Raw genomic sequence first — 4705 nt, 5'->3', positions numbered from 1 at the left:
GCCCTGCGCGACCCCTCATCCGCCCCTTCGGGGCACCTCCCCCCGCAAGGGGAGAAGGAAGAGCCGCGCGGTTCCAGCGCCTTCACGACGGTCGAGGTGCCAGTCGGCCTGTAAGCCGGGTTCTGGATGGCCGGAGGATCGCTCCCCCGACGTGACGGCCATTCCTCTGGGACGCGCATTGCTGCGCGCCTCGAGCAACCAACCCGGACGACAAGGCACAGAAACCTGCCCCTGCCCGCTTGCGCGGGAAGCATCGTCCCTATTCGGTTTTGCTCCCGGTGGGGCTTGCCATGCCGTCCCCGTTGCCGGGTCCGCGGTGCGCTCTTACCGCACCTTTTCACCCTTACCCTGCCGGAAAAGCCGAAGCTCTCCAGCGCAGGGCGGTTCGATCTCTGTGGCGCTTTCCCTGGGGTCGCCCCCGCCGGACGTTATCCGGCACCGTGTTTCCGTGGAGCCCGGACTTTCCTCCCTCGCGAGCGAGAGCGGCCGTCCGGCCGACTGGCGAGTGGGGAGATGCGCGCTGGCGCGGCCGGCGTCAAGCGGAACCGCGCCCGGAGGCGCCAAGTCAGATCAGTTGCGGGCAGTGATCGTGCGCACCTTGGCGCAATAAGTGCGGTTGGCGCCGCTCATATGGGTGGTCATATGGCCGCTCTGGTACTTCATGATGGTGCGGCAGGTGTCGCCGCCGGCCATCTTGTAGGCCATGGCGAGATACTTCATGCCGTAGCGGGCATTCGTCTCGGCATCGAGCAGCCCGCTCGCGCTGCCGGAATAGCCCATGCCGCGCGCCGTCTGGTGGCGGATCTGCATCAGGCCGAAATTGCCGGCATGCGCGGCCCGCGGATTATAGCGGCTCTCGACGCGCACGATCGCGTCGGCGAGCGAGAACGGCACGCCGTTAGCGGCGGCATGGCGGGCGACGATCGCCTTGATGCCCTCCGCTCCGGCAGGAGCCGCAAGTGCGCGGCTGGCGCGGGCCTCGGCCTTGGCCGAGCGGGCGCTCACCTTCGTCGCGGAGGCTTCGGCGGGGGCTTCCTCGCCCTTCGCAGCCGCGGCCTTGGCCCGGGCGATCTCGGCGTCACGAACGATCAGCGCTCTGGGGTCCGTTTCCGCGTTGACGAAATCCTCGGCCAGGGCAACCCCGGAGAGGCTAATCAGGCACGCAACCGCGAGACCACCACAGATATATCGCATGTCGAACTAAACCCCATTGCGCCATGACTGGCAGATGGGGGCGGTCAACTGATGCCCGAATGTGTCGATAATCTGACACATCCCGAATAAAATACTCAACAATAGGCTCTAACAGGAATTTATTCTATTGTTAACTATTCAGTATTCATATGTATTGGCTGGGTCGAAAAACTTCGCCGGCTCCCGGCCTCCGGATGCGAATCAAGCAGCCGAATCACCTGCCGCATTTCAGCCCGATTCCCCGCTGGAAGTGCTTTTTGGCGCGGCAGGCCGCCGCACCGGGTGCACTTGCGTTGAATCGCTCCCTCCTTTCATCATCCACGCTTCGGATTCACCGGGATCGGTTTTGTGATGGCTTCCTCATTCTGGGGCGCTCTGGGCGGCGGCGGGCTCGGGCTCGTGATCGGCGGCCCGCTGGGCGCGCTCGTCGGCGCGCTCGCCGGCCATGTCCTGGTCGATCGCGAGGGCGCGCCTTTCGGGCCGGCTCCGCGCGAGCTCGTCTTCACCACCGGCCTCGTCGCGCTCGCCGCCAAGATGGCGCGCTCCGACGGCGTCGTGACCTGCGACGAGGTCACCGCCTTCCACCGCATCGTCGAGGTCCCGCCCGATCAGCAGCAGCGCATCGAGGCCCTGTTTGACCTCGCCAAGCAGACCAGCGCGGGCTTCGAGGCCTATGCCGCGCAGATCGCCGGCGCCTTCAAGGACGAGCCCGCCCTGCTGGAAGACGTGCTCGACGGGCTCTTCCTGATCGCCGCCGCCGATGGCGCGATCCACGAGGCCGAGCATGCCTATCTGGTGTCGGTCGCCGGCATCTTCGGCATCGCCGAGCCCGATTTCGCGCGGATCGAGGCGCGCCATGCCCGCCGGCCGGACGATCCCTATCTCGTGCTCGGCGCCAGCCGCGAGATGGACGACGCCGAGCTGAAGCGCCACTACCGCCGCCTCGTCGCCGAGACCCATCCCGATCGCGAGATTGCGCGGGGCCTGCCCGAGGAGGCGATCGCCATCGCGACGCGCCGGATCGCCGCCATCAACGCCGCCTGGGACGCGATCCAGAAGGAGCGCGGCATGAGCCGCAATCTCGCGCCCGAACCGGCTTGATAGTGCTGCCTTCCAACAGGAAAAGGCTCGTCATTCCGGACGAGCCGCGCCAGCGGCGCCGATCCGGAATCCGTCGTAAAGCGATGCGCTCTATGATGGATTCCGGGTCAAGCCCGGAATGACGATGCGATAGGATCATGACGACATCGAACATCCAAGCCGAAGCTGGTCCGGGCATGGCCAAGCCCGACAGCCGCTTCGCAGCCAAGATCTTCCCATCGCCGAACCACGGCGAGCGCAAGCACGCCGACGGCACGCCGGGCCGCCGGCCGGATATGCTGATCCTGCACTACACCGGCATGCCGGTCGCGGGCGAAGCGCTGCAATGGCTCTGCAACCCCGTTGCGCAGGTCTCCTCGCATTATTTCGTCTTCGAGAACGGCCACACGCTCCAGCTCGTGCCGGAAGGGCGGCGGGCCTGGCATGCCGGCGCCTCGCATTGGGCCGGCGAGACCGACATCAATTCCTGCTCGATCGGCATCGAGATCGCCAATCCCGGCCATCCCGGCGGCCTTCCCGACTATCCCGAGGAGCAGATCGCCGCGACGCTGAACCTCTGCCGCGACATCTGCGAGCGCTGGGCCATTCCCCCCGAACACGTGCTCGCCCATTCCGACATCGCGCCGGGACGCAAGATCGATCCGGGCGAGAAATTCCCCTGGCGCCGCTTCGCCGAGGCCGGCGTCGGCCTGTGGACGGAACCGGCCCCGATCCGCGGCGGGCGCTTCTTTGCCCGTGGCGAGACCGGCCAGCCGGTCGAGGCGCTGCAGGCGATGTTCGCCATGCTCGGCTACGGCGTCACGGTCGATGGCGTCTTCGACGACAGGCTGGAAGCGGTCGTCGCGGCCTTCCAGCGTCACTGGCGGCCGGATAAGGTCGACGGCGTCGCCGATTCCTCGACGATCACGACATTGCGGGACCTGCTCGCGGCGACGCAAAGCGCACGAACCGCCTGATCGCGATTCCGTGAGCGACAGGCTCCGGCAGCGCTTTCGCAAGGCTCGCTTAACTCCCGCCCCCTAGTGTAGCCTTCCCGGTGAGGCACACCGGAAGGGGGCAGCCTTGAACAGCCAGCAGCAGCATCTCGCCGCCGAGCTTTGCCGCGTGTCGGGCCACCCGGCCGCCATCGGCGCCTGGGAGTGCAATCTCGCCAATGAATCCCTGAGCTGGACCGACGGCGTCTACGACCTGTTCGGCTTGCAGCGCGGTTCCACCATCCAGCGCTCGTCGATCCTCGACCTTTACGAGGCGGGCTCGCGCAGCGAGATGAATCGGATGCGCAGCGGCATTATCCGCAATGGCGGCGCGTTCTCGCTCGACTGCCGCATCCGCACCGCGAGCAACGAAAGACGCTGGATGCGGCTGATCGTCGGCGTCGGCCATCAGAACGGCCGCCCGCTCCGCATCTTCGGCTCGAAACAGGATGTCACCGCCGAGAAGGGCCTGTGGAGCGATCTTGCCGCGCTGTCGCGGCACCAGCCGATCATCGCGCCGTCCACCCGCCGCGACTTCGAAACCCGCCTCGGCAAGGCGCTGCGTGGCGCGCGCTTCGACCAGGAGGCCTTCGCGCTGGTCATCGTGGATATCGACGACTTTCACGACATCGTCGAAACCTTCGGCGCCGCCGCCAGCGATGAATTGCTGGCTCGCTTCGATGAACGCCTCGCGCGGCTTTTCCCGGACGCTCTCGCGAGCGGGCGTATCAACAGGAGCCAATTCGCCCTCCTGTTGCGGATGTCGACGGGCCAGCAGCGATTTGCCGCGAGCCTCGAGAATGCACGCCATCTGCTCTGCCGGCCGATCTCGCGCGGCACCATGGTGATCGACTTCACGATCTCGATCGGCGCCGTCAGCCTCGAGGAACAGCGCCACCGCGATCCCGTCACCCTCTTCGCCGAGGCGCAGGCTGCCCTGCATGTCGCCAGCACGGCCGGTGGCGGCACCTTGCGGATGTTCGACAAGCCCCTTGCGAGCGTCGCCAGCCGGCTGCCGGCCGAATAAGCCGGCTCGGGCCCCGCAGGGTGCCGGGCCCTACAGCAACCGCGTGAAGACGATCTGCCCGTCGAGGCTCCGACCCATATCGCGCCATCCGTGGCGGACGTAGAAGCGCTCCGCCCGCGTGCCCGCCCCGGTCTCGAGCCAGGCCTGGGCGTGGCCTGCCGCCTTCAGTCCGGCCAATGCCGCATCCAGCAGGGCGCGGCCATGCCCCCGCCCCTCCTGCGCGGGATCGATGAACAAGGCCCAGATCAGGCCGCTCAGATGGTTAGCGCAGGTGAAGCCCGCGACCTCGCCCGCACTTTCCGCGACGAGGAAGATCGCCTGCTCGCGATACCAGGCGATATCCGCGGCCGTCACCTTCGAGGGATCGCTCAGGACGTTCTCGCGCACGGCCATGCGGATGGCATGGATG

The 4705-nt window shown here is 67.1% G+C and carries 5 protein-coding genes and 1 other RNA gene; 3 read left to right on the top strand and 3 right to left on the bottom strand.

The annotated features are described in order from the left end of the window. Positions 1-95: 95 nt before the first annotated feature. Both rnpB and JHD80_RS26600 read right to left on the bottom strand, forming a co-directional pair. Positions 96-502, bottom strand: an RNA gene (gene rnpB / locus JHD80_RS26605) — RNase P RNA component class A. 68 nt (positions 503-570) lie between these two features. After that, positions 571-1194: a lytic transglycosylase domain-containing protein gene (locus JHD80_RS26600; protein WP_199093495.1), complete on the bottom strand. Its 624-nt coding sequence runs from the start codon at positions 1192-1194 to the stop codon at positions 571-573. A gap of 351 nt (positions 1195-1545) precedes the next feature. Between JHD80_RS26600 and JHD80_RS26595 the strand changes: the two genes are divergently transcribed. The 3 genes from JHD80_RS26595 (at position 1546) to JHD80_RS26585 (ending at position 4296) form a co-directional block, all read left to right on the top strand. After that, positions 1546-2295: a TerB family tellurite resistance protein gene (locus JHD80_RS26595; protein ID WP_199093493.1), complete on the top strand. Its 750-nt coding sequence runs from the start codon at positions 1546-1548 to the stop codon at positions 2293-2295. Between the two features lie 176 nt (positions 2296-2471). After that, a complete protein-coding gene (locus JHD80_RS26590) occupies positions 2472-3251 on the top strand; it encodes an N-acetylmuramoyl-L-alanine amidase (RefSeq protein ID WP_199093497.1) in 780 nt (259 codons plus the stop codon). A 106-nt stretch (positions 3252-3357) separates the two neighbouring features. After that, a complete protein-coding gene (locus JHD80_RS26585; RefSeq protein WP_199093491.1) occupies positions 3358-4296 on the top strand; it encodes a sensor domain-containing diguanylate cyclase in 939 nt (312 codons plus the stop codon). 30 nt (positions 4297-4326) lie between these two features. Here JHD80_RS26585 and JHD80_RS26580 read toward each other — a convergent pair. After that, positions 4327-4705, bottom strand: a 379-nt coding sequence (locus tag JHD80_RS26580) for a GNAT family N-acetyltransferase (protein ID WP_199093489.1), incomplete at its 5' end; no start/stop codon positions are given.

It is taken from the genome of Allobosea sp. ASV33 (genome assembly GCF_016428755.1).
Lineage (GTDB): Bacteria > Pseudomonadota > Alphaproteobacteria > Rhizobiales > Beijerinckiaceae > Allobosea.
Note: the sequence above shows the minus strand (reverse complement) of the source record. Positions and strands in the feature narration are given on the sequence as shown.